A 19,860-nucleotide genomic window follows, 5' to 3' on the forward strand; every position below is an offset into this window, starting at 1 on the left:
ATAACCGTGATCTTGCCAAGCCGTTTAAATGGACAAAGGGCGCCGACACAATACTGGCCTCAGTGCAACGAGCCAAAAATATGTTACCTAATTAACCGCATGGTCCACTAGAGCACAGTAATTCTCGAGGTGCAGCTCAGGCGGGCCTATCGTTTGAATAGCAGCAACCATACTCGAGCTGCTCCGCCGCATCCGGCCGCCCTCCCGGCGTAAGGTCAAACAGAGTCCAGAGCGGCTCGACAGTGCCCAGGTGGCGCATATCCTGCCCCGGATCAGCCTGTTCGAATACCAGCTCTGATGCCCAGTGCAGCCGGATGGTCCCGTCGGGCCAGCGCTTGAATACGGTCAGGATCGGGACCTGCTGGCCGTCCGCGTCCTCGCCGCGATAGTCCCGCTTGAAGGTGTTGTCCGCAGCCGACAGCAGCCGGATGTGCTTCCACCCCCTGTCCCGCGCGAAGGCCGCGACCCGCTCGATCGGGGCCTTTGCGACCACGGCGAGGTTGCCGCCGAGCCCCTCGAAATGGGGCACAGTTCCCTCCCACATGTCGATAAGCGCGGTGCACGACGGGCAGGGCCCCTCGGCCAATGGAATTTGCGCCATGGCGCCCTCCGTCGGCCCCGGTCGCTTGTCCTGGATATGGCGGGGAAACATAAAGTGGTAGAGCAGCAGGGTATCCCCGTTGCGGAACAGTTCGGACAAGCGCACCTTTGAAGGCGCGCCCTTCTCGCCGATACAGTCGAATAGATAATCTTCGGGCACCTCGCCGCCAGGCGGTAGTGCCCTCAATTCGGCGGCGACGGCCTCCATCTCCCGTCGCAACTCTACCTCGCGCTGCAGCAGTGCATTGCGTGCGCTCCGGTATTCCGGCGACTCGTTAGGGAAAGTCACGCTCATAGTCTTTTCCTTGCGCTTCAGCTCTCACCCTGGACGGTTGTGACGCCCGGCACATCCGGCCCCAGTTCTCGGATATTCAGGTTAGCAAAATCCTGAACGGGCCAGGCACACCGGCATGCCACCTGATGACGAAGCGGAACTGATCATGGCCATATACGCGGATATCTAAATCAATGGCTATCAGATAGGCTTCTATGGTCAGATATACCCCTGTGGCCTTACTTCTGGATAGCCCGTCAGGTAGCCATATGAGTATTCACGTAACTCGCTTAACAACCAGTGATGCCGAACTCGCAACCAACACCGTCTCGGTCATGGCTCAAGTCTTTGGCGAGGGGACGGGAGCGCCTCAAAGCCATATCGAAAATCTGCTCGCAGGAGACAGTTTTTGGCTTTTGGCAGCAATTGACGGAGGCGAGCCAATTGGCGGCCTCACCGCTCATGTGCTTCCGATGACAAAGGAATCCGGCCGGGAGCTGTTTATTTACGACCTGGCCGTAAGCCCCTCCCATCAAAGACGGGGAATCGGACGTGAGCTGGTTCAGCATGCCTGCAGACTGGCCAGGGCCGAGGGCATTTCTGTCGCCTTCGTACCGGCAGACAATGAGGATCAGCATGCCCTCGATTTCTATGAAGCGATTGGCGGTGAAGCCCAGCCTGTTACCTTTTTTAACTTCGAACTCTAGGTACCCGTATTGTCAGGGATTCCTATCGTCAACCGGAAATCTTAAGAGGCCATATGGATATCAACTGGCAGGGTCTGATAACGGGGGCGATCACCGTCTTGGTCATTACCTATTTCACCAAGAAAGCGAGATTCGGAATAGAGGACGGACAGCTGAAATTCGGCCTGTTTATTAAAGGCCTAGGCCTTGCCTGCTTGATTTTTTCACTGGTACCGCTGGTTGTCCTGGTCACGGAGAACTACCAGGTTGAGAAGCCCGGGGAGACCGTTGCGCTTGTCGGGCTGGCCGTCGGCTTTGGGATTGGCGCCATCTATACCCTGGCGGAAGGCTTTCTCGTAAAAGGCCAATTCGACGATAAAGGCATCTACTTCTCCACGCCCTGGACGGGAGTGAAGAAAGAGGCCTGGCCGGATCTGGAGTCGGTAGCCTTTAACGGCTGGTGTTACTGGTATCTGCTCAGATTCAGGAGCGGAAAGATTATCCGGATCTCTTCCTATCTCGGTGGCTACGGCTATTTACTGGCTATGCTCCAGGAAATGGGGCACGACGTCTAGAAGGCGAAGGCAGCACTATGGCTGCCCTGAGCGTCAGATATTCCCCGCCACACCATTGGCAATCTGGAAGCCGATCCGCGCCGCCGTGCGTGCGGCGTGGTCCTCGATATCGAAGTAGGGATTGAACTCTGCCATATCGGCGAGACAGACCTTGTTCGATTCCAGCACCGTATCCAGCAGCGGCTCCAGCAGTTCCAGCGGCACGCCGCGGCCGGCGGGGGCGCTGACCGCGGGCATTACCGCGGCCGGCAGTACGTCCAGGCAGACAGTCAGGTAGACGAAGTCGACTCCGCCGATAAATTCGCGGATCTGCTGCTGCACCTTTTCCAGGTTCCAGCTGGTGATCTCGCGGTCGCGAATCACCCTGGCCCCCAGTTCGTCGGCGCGGCTGTAGAGGGCCGGGGTGTTGGCACTGTCGGCGGCGCCGACGCAGAGGTAGTTGAAGGGGCGGCCGTTGATCTCGCACTGTTCGGCGATCTGGTAAAAGGGCGTGCCCGAGGAGCCCTTGGGCGCGGGGATGCGCAGGTCCAGGTGGGCGTCGAAGTTGATGATGCCGAGGGTCTTGTCACGCTGCTGTTCGCGCATCCAGCGGGCCACGCCCTGGTAGCTGCCGAAGGCGATCTCGTGGCCGCCGCCGAGCACCAGCGGGAAGTGGCCGCCGGAGAGGAGTTCGGTAATGCGCGCGCCGAGCATCGACTGGGCGGATTCCAGGTCTTCCTTTTCGATCTTGACGTTGCCGGCGTCGTACAGGGGTGCGTCGAAGGTGGCGGGCAGGTTGGCCATGGCCAGGCGCAGTATGCGCGGGCCCTTGGCGGCGCCAATGCGGCCCTTGTTGCGGCGCACGCCCTCGTCGGAGACGAAGCCGAGAATCGCCAGGCCTGGTTCGCTGTCCAGCTGCAGCGGCGAGATGCGCTGGTGCCAGCGCTCGCCGGCCTTGCCGTCCTCGGTGTCGGTGCGGCCGCTCCACAGGCGCATATCAGCCAGCTGTAACATCTCTGCCTCCTACTGTTTTACCAGCGAAGAATATCTGTGCCGGTTTCAGCGCGCCCACTTCGTAGGCCAGCTGGTCGGGGGTATCCATCGGCCAGAGCGCCATGTCGGCGCGCAGGCCGGGGCGCAGCACGCCGCGGGAGCAGCAGAGCCCCAGGGCGCGCGCCGCCGAGCGGGTGACGCCGGCGAGGGCCTCGGCGGGGGTCAGGCCGAACAGGTTGCAGCCCATGTTCATCATCAGGCGCAGGGATGCGATGGGGCAGCTGCCCGGGTTCAGGTCGGTGGACAGGGCCATGGACACACCGGACGCGCGCAGCTTTTCCACCGGCGGTATCTGGGTCTCGCGCAGCGTGTAGAAGGCGCCGGGCAACAGTACCGCGACGGTGCCGCTCTCGGCCATGGCTGCCACATCGGCGTCGGTGATGTATTCGATATGGTCGACGGACAGGGCGCTGGCCCTGGCGGCCATGGCGGTGGCGCCGGTGCGCGCCAGTTGTTCCGCGTGCACCTTTACCGGCAGGTCGAGTTTTTTCGCGCAGTCGATGACCCGCTGGCACTGCTCGACGGAGAAGGCGATGGATTCGCAGAACATGTCCACGGCGTCGGCCAGCTGTTCCTTGGCCACCGCCGGCAGTATCTGCTCACACACCAGGTCGATATATTCGTCCGCGCGGCCGTCGTATTCCGGCGGCAGGGCGTGGGCGGCCAGGCAGGTGGTGGTGATTTCCACCGGGTGGTGCTGGGCCAGGCGGCGGGCGGTGCGCAGCTGTTTCAGTTCGGTGTCCAGGTCGAGGCCGTAGCCGGATTTGATCTCCACCGTGGTCACGCCCTCGGACATCAGGGCGCGCAGGCGCGGCTCGGCGGCGGCGTACAACTGCTCGGCACTGGCCGCGCGGGTGGCGCGCACCGTGGACAGGATGCCGCCGCCGGAGCGCGCCACTTCCTCGTAGCTCTCGCCGCCGAGGCGGCGGGCGAATTCAGACGCGCGGTGGCCGCCGTATACCAGGTGGGTGTGGCAGTCGATCAGGCCCGGGGTCAGCCACTGGCCCTCGCCATCCAGGGTCTTGTCCGCGGCGCAGTCCGGTAGCTCCCCGCGCGGGCCCAGCCAGACGATCTTGCCCCCGGTCACTGCCACGGCGGCGTCCTCCACGGCGCCGTAGCCCCCGCGGATCGAGGGGTCCATGGTGGCGGCGTGGATATTGGTAATCAGCAGGTCACAGCGTTCTGTCATAGATACTCTTTTCCCGACACCGGGGCGACCTTTCGGGTGCCGGCGGCGCGGTTTTCCTTTTTCTAACCATAGTCGCTCGGTCAATCGACCGGGCGGTTTCTAGATTTGGTGGGTTCGCCTCTACATGTCCGGTGCAGTGGATGGCGATGACCCGGCGCAACGGATCGCGATGGCTTGACAGTGATCGGCGGGGCGACCATAGTAGCCAAGTTCTTGTATATACAACCATATACAAGCTGATACAGCACTTTACCGAAGTCCATGAATACTGCAACTCCCAATACCGGCGAGCCCCGCTACGCGGCCATCAAGCGCCACATCCGCCACCAGATCGAGACCGGCAGCTGGCCGGTGCACTTTCGGGTGCCGTCTGAAAACGATCTCGCCCGGGAGTTCAGTGTCAGCCGCATGACCGCGCGCCGCGCCCTGACCGAGCTGACCGACGAGGGCGTGCTGATGCGCTCCCAGGGCCTGGGCACCTTCGTCGCCGAGCCAGTGCCGGCGGGCTCGCTGCTGGAGGTGCGCAATATTGCCGACGAGATCTCGGCCCGCGGCCACAGTTACAGCAATCGCATTCTATTGTTGCAGGAGTGCGAGGCCGCGGCCGATGTGGCCCGCGCGCTGGGCATGCCGGAGGGCGCGCGCGTCTTTCACTCGATCATAGTGCACTGCGACAACGAGCTGCCGATCCAGTGGGAGGAGCGCTTCACCAACCCGGCGCTGGCGCCCGACTACCTGCAGCAGGATTTCAGTGCGACCACCCCCAACGCCTACCTGTCCCGGGTGGCACCTCTGACCGAGGCGGATACCACCGTGGAGGCGATAGCGGCGGAGCCGGCGATCAGCGAGGCGCTGGCGATCGAAGTGAACAGCGCCTGCCTGCAGATCTGGCGGCGCACCAAGAGCAGCACCGGCACCGTGAGTTTTGCGCGGCTGGTGCATCCGGGGAATCGTTACAGGTTGGGTGCACAACTCAGGTTCTGACGAATTTGCATTCGCCCGACCCCGCTGCCGCCGGCTGGTTTTGTGCCGGCGGCGGCACGGGCGAACACAAGCTTCGCCCCTAGGGGGCAGATTTTCGCTGTAGGAGCGGCCGTTGGCTGCGATCGAGTTTTCCGGTTTCACCCGAGTCAGATCGCGGCCAACGGCGGACGGCCGCCCCGCCGCTCCTACAAAGTATAAGTTAACGCCTTCGAGAAAATATTTGCGAGGTAATTATGACCACCGATAAACGCCACGACCCCAGCCGCAAAATCGCCGCGCCCACCGGCACCCGGCTGAATGCCAAGAGCTGGCTCACCGAGGCGCCGCTGCGCATGCTGATGAACAACCTGCATCCGGACGTGGCCGAGCGTCCGGAAGACCTCGTGGTCTACGGCGGTATCGGCCGCGCCGCGCGGGACTGGGAGTGCTACGACAAGATCGTCGAGGTGCTGAAGCGCCTGGAGGACGACGAGACTCTGCTGGTGCAGTCCGGCAAGCCGGTGGGCGTGTTCAAGACCCACGCCGACGCGCCGCGGGTGCTGATCGCCAATTCCAACCTGGTGCCCCACTGGGCCAACTGGGAGCACTTCAACGAGCTGGATAAGAAGGGCCTGGCCATGTACGGGCAGATGACTGCCGGCTCCTGGATCTATATCGGTTCCCAGGGCATTGTGCAGGGCACCTACGAGACCTTCGCCGCGGTGGCGCGCCAGCATTTCGACGGCGAGTCCAACGGCCGCTGGATCCTGACCGGCGGTCTCGGCGGCATGGGCGGCGCCCAGCCGCTGGCGGCGACCATGGCCGGTTTCAGCATGATCGCGGTGGAGTGCGACGAGACCCGCATCGACTTCCGCCTGCGCACCGGCTATGTGGACAGGAAGGCCACCAGCCTCGACGAGGCGCTGCAGATCATCGAAGCGGCGAAAGAAAAGGGCGAGGCGGTTTCCGTCGGCCTGCTCGGCAACGCCGCGGATATTTTCCCGGAAATCGTCGCGCGCAATATCCTGCCCGACTCGGTCACCGACCAGACCTCCGCCCACGACCCGCTGAACGGCTACCTGCCTAAGGGCTGGACCCTGGCGCAGGCCGCCGAGATGCGCAAGTCCGATCCAGCGCTGGTGGTCAAGGAGGCGAAGAAATCCATGGCCATCCAGGTGGAGGCGATGCTGGAGCTGCAGAAGCGCGGCGCGGCCACCCTGGACTACGGCAACAATATCCGCCAGATGGCCTTCGAGGAGGGGGTGAAGAACGCCTTCGATTTCCCCGGCTTCGTGCCCGCCTATATCCGCCCGCTCTTCTGCGAGGGCGTGGGTCCTTTCCGCTGGGCGGCCCTGTCCGGCAACCCGGAGGATATCTACAAGACAGACGCAAAAGTTAAGGAACTGATTCCGGACAACCCGCAGCTGCACAACTGGCTGGACATGGCCCGCGAGCGCATCCAGTTCCAGGGGCTGCCGGCGCGCATCTGCTGGGTGGGCCTGAAGGACCGCGCGCGCCTGGCGCTGGCCTTCAACGAGATGGTCGCCAACGGCGAGCTGGAAGCGCCGGTAGTGATCGGCCGCGACCACCTGGACTCCGGCTCCGTGGCCAGCCCCAATCGCGAAACCGAATCCATGCTGGACGGCAGCGATGCGGTGTCCGACTGGCCGCTGCTGAACGCGCTGCTGAATACCGCCAGCGGCGCCACCTGGGTGTCCATCCACCACGGCGGCGGCGTGGGCATGGGCTTCTCCCAGCACGCCGGTGTGGTGATCGTCTGTGACGGCACAGAAGCGGCGCAGAAGCGCATCGCCCGCGTGCTGTGGAACGACCCGGCCACCGGTGTGATGCGGCATGCGGATGCGGGTTACGAGATTGCGAAGCAGTGCGCCAAGGAGCAGGGGCTGGACCTGCCGATGCTTTGATCGGGACTCGGGACTCGGGACTCGGGACTCGGGACTCGGGACTCGGGACTCGGGAAAAATCGTAGGGTGGATAAGCTTCAAGCGCATCCACCGGCCGATGCGGCGGATGCGCTTGAAGCTTATCCGCCCTACGGACATGGGAATATAAAGTTATTTCGGTGAAAGAATTTATGTACAAACTGGAAATCGATCCCGGCCAACTGAGCCTGGCCCAACTGCGCCGCGTCGCGCGCGAGCCGGTCACACTGTCACTGGCCAAAAGCGCCTACCCGGCCATCGAGGCCTCCGCCAAGACCGTCGCCCAGGTGCTGAGCGAGGGCCGCACCGTCTACGGCATCAACACCGGTTTCGGCCTGCTGGCCAACACCCGTATCGAGAAGAAGGACCTGGAAAACCTGCAGCGCGCCATTGTGCTCAGCCACGCCGCCGGCACCGGCAACTTTATGGATGCGGCCACCGTGCGCCTGCTGATGGTGCTGAAGATCAACTCCCTCGCGCGCGGCTTTTCCGGCGTGCGCGCCGAGCTGATCGAGGCGCTGATTGCGCTGGTCAACGCGGAGGTTTTCCCGGCCATCCCGGAGAAGGGATCGGTGGGCGCCTCCGGCGACCTGGCCCCGTTGGCGCATATGAGCGTGGTGCTGCTGGGCGAGGGCGAGGTGTTTATCGACGGTGTGCGCAAGCCCGCCAAAGAGGGCCTGAAAAAGGCCGGCCTGGAACCGATGACCCTGGCCCCGAAGGAGGGCCTGGCGCTGCTGAACGGCACCCAGGCCTCCACCGCCTTTGCGCTGCTGGGCATGTTTGCCGCGGAGGACCTGTTCGCCGGAGGTCTGGTGGCCGGCGCCCTCTCCCTGGAAGCGGCCAAGGGTTCGCGCCGCCCGTTCGATGATCGCATCCACGCGGCGCGCGGCCAGAAGGCGCAGCGCGAGGTGGCGGCAGCCTACCGCGAGCTGCTCGGCGATAGCAGCCAGATCGGCGAGTCGCACCAATTCTGCGAAAAGGTGCAGGACCCCTATTCCCTGCGCTGCCAGCCGCAGGTGATGGGCGCCTGCCTGCAGCAGATCCGCTTCGCCGCGGAGGTGCTGCTGTCGGAGGCCAACGGTGTGTCCGACAACCCGCTGGTGTTTACCGACGAGGAAAACCCGGAATACTCCGACATCATCTCCGGTGGCAACTTCCACGCCGAACCGGTGGCCATGGTGGCCGACAACCTGGCCTTGGCGCTGGCGGAAATCGGTGCGCTGTCCGAGCGTCGCATGGCGCTGCTGATCGACACCAACCTGTCCGGCCTGCCGCCCTTCCTGGTGGAGAACGGCGGGGTCAACTCCGGCTTTATGATCGCCCAGGTAACCTCCGCGGCACTGGCCAGCGAAAATAAATCCCTGGCCCACCCGGCCAGCGTCGACTCGCTGCCGACCTCCGCCAACCAGGAGGACCATGTGTCCATGGCCACCTTCGCCGGCCGCCGCCTGCGGGATATGGCCGACAACACCTGCGGCATTCTCGCGGTGGAACTGCTGGCCGCCTGCCAGGGCCTGGACTTCCGCGCACCGCTGAAGACCACGGACAGGCTGGAAGAGGCCAAGGGCATGCTGCGCCAGCGGGTGTCCTTCTACGACAAGGACCGCTACTTTGCGCCGGATATCGAGGAGGCCAAGCAGCTGCTGGCCAGCGCGGCCTACCTGAAGTTTGTGGACCCCCAACTGCTGCCCAGCTGTCACTGATCTCTAACTTTTCCAAAAAGGCGCCGCGTTCAACCGGCGCCTTTTCTTTTTGGACCTTCTCCTCCTGCGTTCGCTTTCCAAGCACCGGGCAGTGTGCAATGCTGCCCGCGGAGTAACGGATGTACACCGAAGAATAATGCAGGAATCAGCCATGAAAAAATCAATCGGATTTTTAGCGGTAATCTCACTCTTTGCACTGATCAGTGCCTGCGGTCCCAAGGGCGATTCGACAGCCGAAATCAAAAACGAAGAGACCCTAGCCGATAGCAAGCCGCAGCAGGTCGAGTTGATCGACCGACAGCTGCTGTTCGGCAACCCAGACCGTTTCCAGGGACGCCTCAGCCCGGACGGCAGCAAGATGAGTTTTCTTGCCCCGCTCAACGGGGTGATGAATGTATGGGTGGCCCCTGCCGGCGATATCGAGGCCGCCGAACCGGTCACCCGGGACACCGGACGCGGTATCCGAGTGCACTTCTGGGCGCTGGACAGCGAGCACCTGCTGTATACCCGCGACCAGAACGGTGACGAAAACTGGCACCTGTACAGCATCGACCTGGAGAGCAGGGAAATCGTCGACCTGTCCCCCTACGAGGGTGTGCAGGCGCAGATGGTGGCCCAGAGCGAGTCGCACCCGGGTATCGTGATCGCCGGTATGAACGATCGCGATGCGCGCTGGCACGATCTGTACAGGGTGAACCTGAAGACAGCCGAGCGGGAACTGATCCTGGAGAACGACGGCTTCGCCACCTTTTTCTTCGACAATGACCTGCAGCTGCGCCTGGCCACCGAGTCGACGCCGAGCGGCGGTTTCAATGTGTTCGAGTGGCGCGACGAGGAGTGGCTGCAACTGTTCGAGATCCCCGTCGAGGATACCTTCACTACTGAGATCCTCGGCTTCGATGCCGCCGACAGCGGTATCTATATGCTCGACAGCCGCGAGAGAGACAAGGCGGCGCTGGTGCACCTGGATCTGGAGTCCGGCGGTACCGAGCTGCTGGCGGAGTCCGAGCGGGCCGATATCTCCAAGGTATTTTTCCACCCGCGCAATCACGAACCCATCGCCTACGCGGTTAACGTGCACACTAAAAAGTGGACGGCGCTGAAAGAGGATTACGCGAACAATTTCGCCGCGCTGAATGCCAAGGTGGAGGGCGATTTCGAGATACTGGGCTCCACACTGGACGCCGCCAGATGGGTGCTGTACACGGACCGCGGCAACGCCTCTCCGGTCTACCAGGTGTTCCACAGCGGAGACAACAAGCTGGAGCAACTCTTCGCCACCAATCCGAAACTGGATGGCCTGCCGCTGGCAAAGATGTATTCGCAGACGATCCGCTCACGGGATGACAAGGAACTGGTCTCCTACCTGACCCTGCCGGTAAACGCCGATAAGGACGGCTCCGTGTCCGCGCCGGTGCCCATGGTGCTGCTGGTGCACGGCGGTCCCTGGGGGCGGGACAATTTCGGCTACTCCGGCACCGTGCAGTGGCTGGCCAACCGCGGCTACGCGGTGCTGCAGGTGAACTTCCGCGCGTCCACCGGCTTCGGCAAGGATTTCGTCAATGCCGGCAACGGCGAGTGGGCCGGTGCCATGCACGACGACCTGATCGACGCCGTCGACTGGGCCATCGAGAAGGGCATCACCACGGCGGACAGGGTCGCGATCATGGGCGGCAGCTACGGCGGCTATGCAACCCTGGTGGGCCTCACCTTTACACCGGAGAAATTCGCCTGCGGTGTGGACATTGTCGGTCCCTCCAACCTGAATACGCTGCTGGACTCGATTCCGCCCTACTGGGAGAGCTTCAGGAATACCCTGCACGCGGCGGTGGGCAATCCGGAGACGGAAGAGGGGCGGAAAATGCTCGCGGAGCGCTCGCCACTGAACCGCGCCAACAAGATAGTGAAGCCGCTGCTGATAGGCCAGGGCGCCAACGACCCGCGGGTGAAGCAGGCCGAGTCGGACCAGATAGTCGCGGCCATGAAGGAAAAGGACATACCGGTGACCTACATCCTCTACCCGGACGAGGGTCACGGCTTCCAGAAACCGGAAAACAAGCTCTCTTTTTTCGCCGCCTCCGAGGCCTTCCTGGCGGACTGTCTCGACGGTCGCTACCAGCCGATAGGCGAGGATCTGGCCGACTCCAGCATCCGGGTGGTGCACGGCGCAGACTTTGTGCCCGGCCTCGCCCAGGCACTGGATAAGGCGAAAGTCATCGCCACCAATATGGAATCCGCCGACTAGATTCCCCATTTCCCGGTGGCGCCGCCCGGCGCCACCGGTGCCTGCCTCCAGATACCCCGCCATTAAAAAGCCCGAGTTGAGGAAATTTGCGCCAAGCCTGCTAGGCTGATTATTAGACGTTTTACCCGCCAACAGGCGCGGAGGTCTGAATGAAACGGCTGCCCGAGAGGCTGCTGCTGTCCGGCGCCTGCTGCGCGCTGGTCGCCGCGGCCGCCCTGACGCTGCCGGCCTGCAACGGCAGCGGTTATACCGCCCGCAGCACCACCGTAACCGGCAGGGCCTACTACCGGGTCGGCGGACCCTACTATCACTGCCACCCCAATGGCGTCTGCCACAATGCGCGCCACCCCGACTACTACTGGAGCGGCGGCTACTACCGCCCCAGGCCGCCCTATTACTACTACCCGCCGGTAAGACCACGGCCCAGGCCCTACTGACGGGGCATGAATCCCAACCCCGGCGAGCGACACGCAAGTGCCGCAGGGAATGCCGTAATCAACGGAGCTTCCCTTAATCGGAGATTGCGTATGAACAGAGTCCTCAAAACCAGTCTGGTCGCCGCCACGGTCTGCACCGCCCTCACCCTGGGTGCCTGCGTGACCGATGGCTACTACGGGGGTGGCTACTACTCCACCTATCCCTATTCGCGTCCCTACGTCTATCCATCCAGCAGTGTCTACCTCTACTACTCGTCGCCGCGCTATTACCGCTACCGGTATCACCCGCGCTATCGCTACTACCGCTACGGTCGCCCCTACTATCGCAGTGACTACTATCGCTACCGCGGCCACCAGTACTACCGCGGCCGTCCCGGCTACTACGGCCGCCCGGGCTACCGCAGCCGCCCTCACTACCGCAGCCCGGGACGGTCGTATCACCGCCCCAGCGGCAGGCACCGCCCGGCCTATCGGCGCTGAGTAGCCACAGGCTCCCCCCTCCCCGCCGCTGACAGCGGCGGGGGTTTTCCCGTGAAGTCCTGGCGATGAACAGATTCCGTAGACACGGGGTGATTCTCGCCGCCGTTTGCGTCGCGATCGGACTGAGCGCCTGTACCAGCGGTGGTTATTACCATTCCACCGGACCCGCAGTTACCGGTGCGCGCCCCTACGCCTATCCCTCCAGCGGGACTTATTATTCCGGTGGCGGCGGACGCCATATCCCCAGCAGCAGGTACCGCGGGGAGGGGCGCGGCAGAAAACGATAGGCCCTGCTCTCATACCTTGGTCATACAGACCACCCCCGCCGCCGCTGTTAGCATTTTCGAAAATGAGCAGCGAAACCCTGCGATTTGCACCTGCCAACGCGTTGGATTTTGCAGAGCCGGATAACAGCCGCGGGAGTACTCAGTGCAGCGGGAACAGAAACAACCAGTCTTGATTACCGGATCCACCAGCGGCATTGGCCTGGCCATAGCCCACGGCATGGCCCGCGCCGGTCACGCGGTAATGTTGCACGGCCTGGTCGGGTCCGAACAGGGAGAGCAGCTGCGGCGGGAATTCCGCGCAGAATACGCTGTGGACTGCGGCTTCAGCGCGGCAAATATCGAATCCGAAGCCGGCTGTGCACAACTGGCGGCGGAGACCCGCGAGGCCATCGGCAACCCCGGTATCCTGGTCAACAACGCGGGGGTGCAGTTCACCGCCGAGGCCCACGAATTTCCCGCGGAGCAGTGGCACAAGATCCTGGCCATCAACCTGAGCGCGGCCTTTTTCCTCAGCCGCGACCTGCTGCCGGGCATGCGCGCCGGCAACTGGGGGCGCATCGTCAATATCTCCTCGGTGCACGGCCTGGTGGCCTCGGAACAAAAGGCCGCCTACTGCGCCGCCAAGCACGGCCTGGTCGGGCTGACCAAGGTGCTGGCGCTGGAAAATGCCGGTTTCGGTATCACCGCCAATGCCATCTGTCCGGGCTGGGTGGAGACACCGCTGATCCAGCCGCAGATAGAAACCATAGCGCGGGACGAGGGTATAGACCTGGAGGCGGCGCGGGCACAATTGATCGGTGCCAAGCAGCCGCTGGCCCGGGCAACCAAACCGCAGGCCATCGCCGAACTGGTGCTCTACCTGTGCGGCGACTTTGCCGGCACCATTACCGGCGCCGCCCTGCCGGTGGACGGGGGCTGGAGCGCGCAGTAACATCTCCGCACCCTTGATAATTTTTATAACAGGGTGTGAAGTGAACTACCGACTGCTGATTGCCGACGACCACCCCCTCTACCGCGACGCCCTGGCGACCACCCTGTCGCGCCACTTCCCGGAATGCGAACTGCTGCAGAGTGAAGACCTGCAGTCCACTCTGGAACAACTGCAGAATTCCACTATCGATTTACTGCTGCTGGACCTGAATATGCCCGGCAGCGAGGGCTTCAACGGCCTGGCGCAGATACGCAACGACCACCCGGCGGTGCCGGTGGTTGTGGTATCCGGCAGCGACAAAAATTCCGTAGTGCAACAGGCGGCCGGCTTCGGCGCCAGCGGCTTTCTGTCCAAGACCGCGATGCCGGAAGAAATACTGCAGTGCATCGAACAGGTGATGGCCGGCGAGCAGTGGTTCAACCCCGAGGCACTGCAGAGTGCCGAGGAGACGAATCTCGCCGAACGCCTGGGGCGGTTGACGCCGCAGCAGCTGCGCATTTTCCAGATGATCGCCCGGGGCATGCTGAACAAGCAGATCGCCTTCGAACTGGAAATCACCGAGCCCACGGTAAAGAGCCATGTGACCGCGATCCTGCGCAAGCTGGAGCTGCGAGATCGCAAGCAGTTGATTCGCGAGGCGCAGTCCCTGGTGGACATTTGATGTCGCCTGATTCGTAGGGTGGATAAGCGTCTAGCGCATCCACCTGTCGCCACCGCAAAATGGTGGATGCGCTTGACGCTTATCCACCCTACAGAAAATCTGGGAGTTTACAGAATACCGCGCACGAATTCGGCCAGATAGCGGTAGAATTTCTCGCAGGCCGCGGGTACCAGCGATTCCAGATTCAGGAATGCGTGCACCATATCCTCGAAATGCAGCATATCCACCGCGACGCCCGCCCCCCGCAGTTTTTCCAGATACTCGAACCCCTCGTCCCGCAGCGGGCAGAATTCGGCGGTGACCATCAGCGTCTTAGGCAGATTGCCGGAAAATTCGCCGTGCAGCGGTGATGCATCGCGGCGATTTTCCGCCCCCTGGAAGTAGTTGTCGAAATACCAGCCGATCTTTTCCTTCTCCAGCAGATAGCCGCTGCCATTTTCCTCGACAGACGCAGTCTGCATGGTGTAGTCGAGACTGGGATAGATCAGCACCTGGGCGGCAATCGCGTGGTGCTGGTGTTGCAGCAGCCTGGTGGCAGAGGCACAGAGGGCGCCGCCGCCGGAATCGCCCATCAGTATCCAGCGGTCCTCGTGGACCATGGATTTTTTTTCCAGCGCCGCGCCCAGCCCGTTAACTACAGAAAGCAGGTCCTGCAGCCCCGCCGGGTAGGGATTTTCCGGAGCCAGTCGGTAATCGACGGATACAACCATGCGATTACAGTTTGCGGCGATGCGCCGGCAGATGGGATCGTAGACGGTCACGCTGCCGGCCATATGGCCGCCGCCGTGGCAGTAGATAATGGCCGGGCCGGGCTCGATATTATCGGGACGATAGATGCGCACCGGCACCGCGTAGTGGTTGCCGGGAACCAGGGTTTCGCACACCGCCATCTCCGGTCCCGGCTCCACAAAGGCGCGCGTCAGGTTGGCCAGGCTCTCCCGCGCGCTGATCGGCGTCGGCTCGAAACCCGCCGCCTTCAATTGCGCCAGTTGTGCGTTGACGCCGGCGAGCCACTCGGCCAGTTTCGGATCAAGCTGCCGCATTCTCTACTCCGCTTTCAGTAGTCTCGGGCTTCCTGCCGCTCTCCGGCAACAGGAAGGAAAATACAAACAGGGACGCGGAACAGGCCACGGCGAAATAGGCCGCGTAGGCCGGCCGGCCGCTGAAATCCGCCAGCAGGCCGGCGCCGTACATCAGCGCCGTCTCCACGCCGTAGGAAATGGACCAGAACATCGCAAAGGTCACCGTGATGCGCGCCGGCGTCATGCCCGGCAGCTCCTGTGGCAGCGTCACCAGTGCGGTCATCGGCAGGAACATAAAGAAGCCGGCCAGCGCCGCGGCGGCGTAGGCGATAAACGGGTTGCGGCTCGCCAGCATCAGCGCGGCGAAGGTCACCAGCGCCAGGCCGGAGTAGCGCAGCACCGGCAGGCGCAGCGGGTAGCGCCTGGTCACCAGGATGCCGGCGACGGTGCCGACCATGCCGGCGAATATCATCACCGCCGAGAGGTGTTGGCTCGCCACCGCAAAGCCGTCGATCAGCGGGAATAGCGCGAAGACGGCGATATAGCAGAAGAGCACGCCGCAGTAGGCCAGCGGCAGCCACCAGTTGAAGCTCTCGCCCATGCCCTGGCGCAGGCCGTAGTTGTCACCGGCCTTGTCCCGCCCGCCCGACAGCGAGAAGTCCTCCGCCGACAGCCACCAGAGCAGCGCCAGCGCCGCCACCATCACGCCGTAGAGAGCGACCACCGACTGCCAGCCGCCCATCCAGGTCGCCAGCGCGCCGGTGGACAAGAGTGCGACCAGGTTGCCGGTATTGAAGGCCGCCGCGTTGACGCCGTTGATCAGCGGCCGCTCGTCCGCGGAAAAATAGTGCAGCACCACCGGGTTGAAATACACAATGGCCAGGGCGCCGCCGAGTCCCAGTGCCAGGCGCGACAGCAACCAGCCGCCGTAGTCCCCCGCCAGTGCGCCCAGGCCGCCGGCGGCGATCAGCAGTATCGCCAGCGCGAAGGCCCGCCTGACCCCGAGACGCATCAGCAGCATCGCCGCCGCCAGGTTGCCGGCGATCTTCGCCAGGGTGATGACGTTGCTGCCCCAGGTGGCATTGGCGAAACCGGCCTCGCCGAATGAGGACTGTATCTCCGGTGTCAGTATGGCCCCGGACACCCAGGAGGCGGCGAAGAGGGCGTAGGCGGTGAACATCAGGGCTTCGAGCAAATATTTTTTCATTTTTTTAGTTCGACATTTGAGTGTTAGGCATGCCTACCCTGCGTATCTCTACCTGTAGGAGCCTGCTTGCAGGCGATAAAGAGCGGAACTCCGTAGCCTTTCGCCTGCAAGCAGGCTCCTACAGCACAATTTTGCGAGTCCCGAGTCCCGAGTCCCGAGTCCCGAGTCCCGAGTCCCGAGTCCCGTAGGGTGCGCCGCGCGCACCGGCACCGCTATACGACCTTGGTCGCAGGCTCCTCTGAAACCAGCTGCTTCTGCCGCGCCTGCAGCAGCGCGCGCAGCGCCGCCGGGCGCAGGGGTTTCTGCAGGAACTGCCAGCCCTGGTACTGGGCGCGGTTCTTGACCAGGTCGGTGTTCTCGGCGGAGATGATCGCGCAGGGCACGGGTTCGCCCCAGCGGGACATCAGCTCCCCCGCCAGGCCTATGCCGTCGATGCTGTCGTCCAGGTGGAAGTCCATCAGCAGCAGGTCCGGCCGCGCCAGCCGCAGCGCCTGCTCGCGGTTGCGCGCACACTCGATGCGGCAGCCCCAGCCGCCGAGCAGCGCCTGCATCGCCTCCAGGATGGCGGGCTCGTTGTCGACGCAGACCACCCGCAGCTGCAGCGTCGCCGGCGACTTGGGCAACTGTGCCGGCGCCGGGGCTCTGCGCGCCTCCCGCTGCGCCCGCGACAGGCGCACGCGGAAGACACTGCCGCGCCCCGGTTGCGACCTCAGATCGATGGGCGAGTCCAGCAGGCGACACAGTCGCTCCACCGTGGCCAGGCCGAGGCCGTAGCCCTGTTCTCTATCAAAGTCCCTATCCACCCCGCCCAGGCGACAGAACTCACGGAAGATATTCCGCTGCTGCGACGACTCGATGCCGCAACCGGTATCCCAGACCTCCAGGGAGACACCGTCGCCCCTCCCGCGCGCGCCTATCAGCACGCCGCCGCTGCGGGTGTACTTGATCGCGTTGTCGAGGAGGTTCTGCACCACCCGGCGCAGCATTTTTTCGTCGCTCATTACCCAGAGGCAGGTGGGGCGATAGCGCAGCCGGATATTGCGGCTGCCCGCGGCGAGGCGCGCCTGCTCGACCACGTCGAAGAGCACCTTGTCCAGTTCGGTGGGGCGGATATTCGGGTGGATGTCGCCGGCGTCCATGCGCGCTATCTGCAGCATATCGGTAATCAGCTGCTCCGCCGCGGCCAGGGCGCTGTCGGCGCGGCTCAGCAGGCTGCGGCTGTCGCCGTCCAGCCTGCGCCCGCTGAGCGCATCGAGAAACAGGCGGCTGGCGTTCAGTGGCTGCACCAGGTCGTGGCTGGCGGCGGCGAGGAAGCGGGTCTTGCCGCGGCTGGCCGCCTGCAATTCGCTGTTCAGTGCCCGCAGCTCGATATTGAGGGTCTGCAATTCCTGCGTGCGCGCGGCGACCTTCTGCTCCAGGGAGTTTTTCACCTCGGTCAGTTCACCCAGGGCGCGCTGGTAATCGGACACATCGGTATAGGTGGTCACGAAGCCGCCGCCGGGCAGCGGGTTGCCGCGGATTTCCAGCACAGTGCCGTCGGTGCGGTGGCGCTGTACCCGGTAGGCGGTGCCGGCCCTCAGGTGTTCCACCCGTTTCTCCACATGCGTCTCCACCGAACCCGGGCCACACTCGCCGCGGCTGGCGTTGTAGCGCACCAGCTCCGCCACCGGCTGGCCGACGTAGATCATCGACGACGGATAGCGGAACAGCTCCACATAGCGCCGGTTCCAGGCCACCAGGTTGAGATTGGCATCCACCACCGAGATGCCCTGGTCGATATTGTCGATGCTGCTCTGCAGCAGCCCGCGCCCGAACTGGTAGATGGCCGAGGCCTGCTCCAGTGTCTGGGTGCTGGCGCCGGCGCTGCCCAGCTGGCGCACCAGCCGGCGCGCGCTGGTGGAGCCGACAATGCCGGCGAGAATTTTTTCCACCGCGCCGCGATAGTCTTTGCTGGACTCCTCCTCCAGGCTCGCCCCCTGCAAATTTTCAAAGGCCCGGGCCGCCGCGTCGCCACCGACGAAACGCGCCAGCAGTTCGCGCAGCTGTGCCTTGTCCACCGGCGCCTCCTCGACGCCGCGGCCCAGCGGGCGCCAGTAGTGCAGGGTCGCGGAAACCAGCAGCAGGACTGCGCCGTTCAGCCCCAATCCGAATACGCAGCTGATCGACAGCGCGCTCCACCGCAGATCCAGCCACTGCGCCAGCAGGTCCACGCGTCCCACCGCCGCCGGCAGCGCCGACAGGGCCCAGACCGCACTGCCTGCCGCGAGCCCGGCGATAACCCCGGCCGCGCGCAGGCGCAGCCACTGCTTCGGCCAGCAGACGGCGGCAATCATCGACGGCGCCAGCTGTGCCACCAGCGCCAAAGACAGCAGGCCGAAGGTACCCAGGCGCACCCCCGCGCCTATGGCCTCGTTGACCCCGAAGGCGGCGAGCATGATCAGCGCGATGATGCCGCGGCGCACCCGGCGCAGGTCGGAACCCAGCGCCCCACCGGCGGGGCGGCTTGCGATACGCTGCAGCCACCAGGGCACCACCATGGTGTTGGCGATCATCGTCGACAGGGCGATGGTGGCGATGATCACCATGCTGGAACCGGCGGACAGGCCGCCGATAAAGGCCAGCAGGGACAGCCACTCGGAACCGCCCTGCAGGGGTATACCGAGCACGAAGCGCTCGGGATTGTCGTAGGAGGCCGGTAGCCACAGCAGCCCGCCGTAGCCCACCACCAGAATCGCCACCGACAGGATGCCCAGGTAGAGAGGGATCAACTTCCGCACCGGGCCTATATCCCCCTCGCCGTCGCTCTCGATCATCAGGATATGGAACTGCCGCGGCAGGCAGAAGATGGCCGCCATGCCCAGTACCACCACGGCGAAGAAGCCGGTATCCGCCGGGCGCGCCTCGGCGAGCTGCGCCACCCGCTCGCTGGCCAGCGCGGCGCGGGCCAGGTCGGCGGCGCCGTCGAAAGCGCTGCCCAGCACAAACCAGGCCACCGCGACGAAGGCGCCTATCTTGATCAGCGCCTCGAAGGCCACCGCCAGCAGCATGCCGTTGCGGTGCACGCTGCTGTCGATATGGCGGGTGCCGAACAGCAGCGCAAACAGGCCGATGGTCGCGCTGACGATCGCGGTCACCACCGAGGAACTGGCGGAGGAATTAATAGCCCGACTGTCGGCAAGAAATAGGAAACTGTCCGCAACCGCGCGCAGTTGCAGCGCCAGATAGGGCAGTATCGCCACCACTGCGAGCACGGCCACCACCGCCGCCAGCCACTGGGAGCCGCCGAACTGGGCGCTGATAAAATCGGCGATGGAAGTGGAACCCTGCTGCTTGGACAGGCCCACGAAGCGCGCCAGCAGCGGCGCGCCAAATATCAGCATCAGGCTGGCGCCGACAAAAGTGGGCGGCAGCAGCCAGCCCTCCTCCACCGCCTGCGCCGGGGTGCCGAAAAACATCCAGGCGCTGGTGTAGGTACCGGCCAGTGCCAGCAGGAGCGGCTTCACCGGGCGGATGCGCCCCGCCGGCAGCCGGTCACCCCAGAAGGCGATGGCAAACAGCAGCAACAGATAGGCCAGGGCGACGGCGGCCAGGGTGGTCAGGCTAAACAAGAGACTGCACCTTCGTT

16 protein-coding genes are annotated in these 19,860 nt (G+C 64.0%); 10 read left to right on the top strand and 6 right to left on the bottom strand.

The window, feature by feature from the left end:
- Positions 1 to 136: 136 nt before the first annotated feature.
- Positions 137 to 895: a DUF899 family protein gene (locus AC6R19_RS15650; protein WP_500580774.1), complete on the bottom strand. Its 759-nt coding sequence runs from the start codon at positions 893 to 895 to the stop codon at positions 137 to 139.
- 248 nt (positions 896 to 1,143) lie between these two features.
- Between AC6R19_RS15650 and AC6R19_RS15655 the strand changes: the two genes are divergently transcribed.
- Both AC6R19_RS15655 and AC6R19_RS15660 read left to right on the top strand, forming a co-directional pair.
- Positions 1,144 to 1,581, top strand: coding sequence for a GNAT family N-acetyltransferase (locus AC6R19_RS15655; protein ID WP_500580775.1), 438 nt, complete (start codon positions 1,144 to 1,146; stop codon positions 1,579 to 1,581).
- A 53-nt stretch (positions 1,582 to 1,634) separates the two neighbouring features.
- Positions 1,635 to 2,135, top strand: coding sequence for a hypothetical protein (locus AC6R19_RS15660; protein WP_500580776.1), 501 nt, complete (start codon positions 1,635 to 1,637; stop codon positions 2,133 to 2,135).
- Between the two features lie 33 nt (positions 2,136 to 2,168).
- Here the strand turns inward: AC6R19_RS15660 and hutG are convergent, their stop codons facing one another.
- Entirely contained in the window at positions 2,169 to 3,128 is a 960-nt protein-coding gene (hutG, locus tag AC6R19_RS15665) for a formimidoylglutamase (RefSeq protein ID WP_500580777.1), read from the bottom strand.
- Positions 3,112 to 4,356: an imidazolonepropionase gene (gene hutI, locus AC6R19_RS15670; protein ID WP_500580778.1), complete on the bottom strand. Its 1,245-nt coding sequence runs from the start codon at positions 4,354 to 4,356 to the stop codon at positions 3,112 to 3,114. Before hutI ends, hutG begins: the two co-directional genes overlap by 17 nt.
- A 261-nt stretch (positions 4,357 to 4,617) precedes the next feature.
- On the opposite strand from hutI, the gene hutC reads away from it, so the two are divergent.
- The 8 genes from hutC (at position 4,618) to AC6R19_RS15710 (ending at position 14,006) form a co-directional block, all read left to right on the top strand.
- Positions 4,618 to 5,340: a histidine utilization transcriptional repressor HutC gene (gene hutC / locus AC6R19_RS15675; protein WP_500580779.1), complete on the top strand. Its 723-nt coding sequence runs from the start codon at positions 4,618 to 4,620 to the stop codon at positions 5,338 to 5,340.
- A gap of 233 nt (positions 5,341 to 5,573) precedes the next feature.
- Positions 5,574 to 7,244 carry a urocanate hydratase gene (hutU, locus tag AC6R19_RS15680; RefSeq protein ID WP_500580780.1) on the top strand — a complete coding sequence of 557 codons (1,671 nt, stop codon included), beginning with the start codon at positions 5,574 to 5,576 and terminating at the stop codon, positions 7,242 to 7,244.
- A gap of 170 nt (positions 7,245 to 7,414) precedes the next feature.
- Positions 7,415 to 8,965: a histidine ammonia-lyase gene (gene hutH / locus AC6R19_RS15685; protein ID WP_500580781.1), complete on the top strand. Its 1,551-nt coding sequence runs from the start codon at positions 7,415 to 7,417 to the stop codon at positions 8,963 to 8,965.
- Between the two features lie 151 nt (positions 8,966 to 9,116).
- Positions 9,117 to 11,210: a S9 family peptidase gene (locus AC6R19_RS15690; protein WP_500580782.1), complete on the top strand. Its 2,094-nt coding sequence runs from the start codon at positions 9,117 to 9,119 to the stop codon at positions 11,208 to 11,210.
- 149 nt (positions 11,211 to 11,359) lie between these two features.
- On the top strand, positions 11,360 to 11,647 hold the full coding sequence (locus AC6R19_RS15695; protein WP_500580783.1) for a hypothetical protein: 288 nt from the start codon (positions 11,360 to 11,362) through the stop codon (positions 11,645 to 11,647).
- Between the two features lie 90 nt (positions 11,648 to 11,737).
- Positions 11,738 to 12,127, top strand: coding sequence for a hypothetical protein (locus tag AC6R19_RS15700; RefSeq protein WP_500580784.1), 390 nt, complete (start codon positions 11,738 to 11,740; stop codon positions 12,125 to 12,127).
- Positions 12,128 to 12,556: 429 nt separating this feature from the next.
- On the top strand, positions 12,557 to 13,345 hold the full coding sequence (locus tag AC6R19_RS15705) for a 3-hydroxybutyrate dehydrogenase (RefSeq protein WP_500580785.1): 789 nt from the start codon (positions 12,557 to 12,559) through the stop codon (positions 13,343 to 13,345).
- Between the two features lie 40 nt (positions 13,346 to 13,385).
- Positions 13,386 to 14,006: a response regulator transcription factor gene (locus AC6R19_RS15710; RefSeq protein ID WP_500580786.1), complete on the top strand. Its 621-nt coding sequence runs from the start codon at positions 13,386 to 13,388 to the stop codon at positions 14,004 to 14,006.
- A 107-nt stretch (positions 14,007 to 14,113) separates the two neighbouring features.
- On the opposite strand, the gene AC6R19_RS15715 is transcribed toward AC6R19_RS15710, so the two are convergent.
- The 3 genes from AC6R19_RS15715 to AC6R19_RS15725 form a co-directional block, all read right to left on the bottom strand.
- Complete coding sequence (locus tag AC6R19_RS15715) at positions 14,114 to 15,049, bottom strand: alpha/beta hydrolase (protein ID WP_500580787.1); 936 nt, start codon at positions 15,047 to 15,049, stop codon at positions 14,114 to 14,116.
- A complete protein-coding gene (locus AC6R19_RS15720) occupies positions 15,036 to 16,235 on the bottom strand; it encodes an MFS transporter (RefSeq protein ID WP_500580788.1) in 1,200 nt (399 codons plus the stop codon). The genes AC6R19_RS15715 and AC6R19_RS15720 overlap by 14 nt, the downstream gene beginning before the upstream one ends.
- Before the next feature lie 212 nt (positions 16,236 to 16,447).
- Positions 16,448 to 19,843, bottom strand: coding sequence for a hybrid sensor histidine kinase/response regulator (locus AC6R19_RS15725; protein ID WP_500580789.1), 3,396 nt, complete (start codon positions 19,841 to 19,843; stop codon positions 16,448 to 16,450).
- Positions 19,844 to 19,860: the final 17 nt, after the last annotated feature.

The sequence above is a fragment of the Microbulbifer sp. SE14 genome, assembly GCF_059834885.1.

What these genes read in the sequence shown, in the direction of transcription:
- AC6R19_RS15650 (WP_500580774.1), bottom strand. Translation starts at nt 895, where the DNA reads ATGAGCGTGACTTTCCCTAACGAGTCGCCGGAATACCGGAGCGCACGC.
- AC6R19_RS15655 (WP_500580775.1), top strand. Translation starts at nt 1,144, where the DNA reads ATGAGTATTCACGTAACTCGCTTAACAACCAGTGATGCCGAACTCGCA.
- AC6R19_RS15660 (WP_500580776.1), top strand. Translation starts at nt 1,635, where the DNA reads ATGGATATCAACTGGCAGGGTCTGATAACGGGGGCGATCACCGTCTTG.
- hutG (WP_500580777.1), bottom strand. Translation starts at nt 3,128, where the DNA reads ATGTTACAGCTGGCTGATATGCGCCTGTGGAGCGGCCGCACCGACACC.
- hutI (WP_500580778.1), bottom strand. Translation starts at nt 4,356, where the DNA reads ATGACAGAACGCTGTGACCTGCTGATTACCAATATCCACGCCGCCACC.
- hutC (WP_500580779.1), top strand. Translation starts at nt 4,618, where the DNA reads ATGAATACTGCAACTCCCAATACCGGCGAGCCCCGCTACGCGGCCATC.
- hutU (WP_500580780.1), top strand. Translation starts at nt 5,574, where the DNA reads ATGACCACCGATAAACGCCACGACCCCAGCCGCAAAATCGCCGCGCCC.
- hutH (WP_500580781.1), top strand. Translation starts at nt 7,415, where the DNA reads ATGTACAAACTGGAAATCGATCCCGGCCAACTGAGCCTGGCCCAACTG.
- AC6R19_RS15690 (WP_500580782.1), top strand. Translation starts at nt 9,117, where the DNA reads ATGAAAAAATCAATCGGATTTTTAGCGGTAATCTCACTCTTTGCACTG.
- AC6R19_RS15695 (WP_500580783.1), top strand. Translation starts at nt 11,360, where the DNA reads ATGAAACGGCTGCCCGAGAGGCTGCTGCTGTCCGGCGCCTGCTGCGCG.
- AC6R19_RS15700 (WP_500580784.1), top strand. Translation starts at nt 11,738, where the DNA reads ATGAACAGAGTCCTCAAAACCAGTCTGGTCGCCGCCACGGTCTGCACC.
- AC6R19_RS15715 (WP_500580787.1), bottom strand. Translation starts at nt 15,049, where the DNA reads ATGCGGCAGCTTGATCCGAAACTGGCCGAGTGGCTCGCCGGCGTCAAC.
- AC6R19_RS15720 (WP_500580788.1), bottom strand. Translation starts at nt 16,235, where the DNA reads ATGAAAAAATATTTGCTCGAAGCCCTGATGTTCACCGCCTACGCCCTC.